The following is a 670-nucleotide window of genomic DNA, read 5'->3' on the forward strand; positions in this document are numbered from 1 at the left end:
CTGGCGAACCCCAGCCATATTCAGGTCCCTGGACCAGCGTGAAGACCAGCAATGTGGCGCCTGCGGTGACGGTCAGCGCGCCCGGCAGATCGAAGTTGCGGTGCTGGTGCCGCTTGGGATCGCGCGGAATGATGGCAAATGCGGCGATGATGGCGATGCCAGCCAGCAGCACATTGACGTAGAAGACCGACGACCAGCCGAAGGCGCCTGTCAGGATTCCACCGGCCAGTGAGCCAAGGGTTTGTCGAGCGGCTGCTGCGCGATGCGATCGATATCTACACAAGGCCGGATCTGCCGAAGGGCTGCATGGTTGTCTCGGCCGCCACCAACTGCGCTACCGAAAATGACGGCGTGCTGCATTGGCTGGCCGAGCGCCGACTGGCGCGCAATGCATTGATTGTGGAGCGCCTGAGAAAGGGTGTTCGCGACGGCGACCTCAAGCCGGATACCGATCCGGAAGCGCTTGGCGACTACTACACCACGCTGTTGTTTGGCCTCTCAGTGCAGGCGCGCGACGGGGTGCCGAAGAAGCGGCTGCATGACCTGGTCACCGTGGCGATGCCTGCGCTCGACGGTTTCGTCTCACAGCCTTGAGTCTTGCTTCTGGCGCCTCGCGATTTCGACTGCAATTGGCTCGACAAGCTGCCCTGCCGCAAATTATCTATGAAAC

1 protein-coding gene is annotated in these 670 nt (G+C 61.8%); it reads left to right on the forward strand.

The genetic code is table 11. The features are described from left to right. The first annotated feature begins 228 nt into the window (after positions 1–228). Positions 229–594: a hypothetical protein gene (locus EOB49_RS34425; protein ID WP_164781955.1), complete on the forward strand. Its 366-nt coding sequence runs from the start codon at positions 229–231 to the stop codon at positions 592–594. Positions 595–670: the final 76 nt, after the last annotated feature.

It is taken from the genome of Mesorhizobium sp. M7A.F.Ca.MR.148.00.0.0 (genome assembly GCF_003997735.1).
GTDB lineage: Bacteria > Pseudomonadota > Alphaproteobacteria > Rhizobiales > Rhizobiaceae > Mesorhizobium.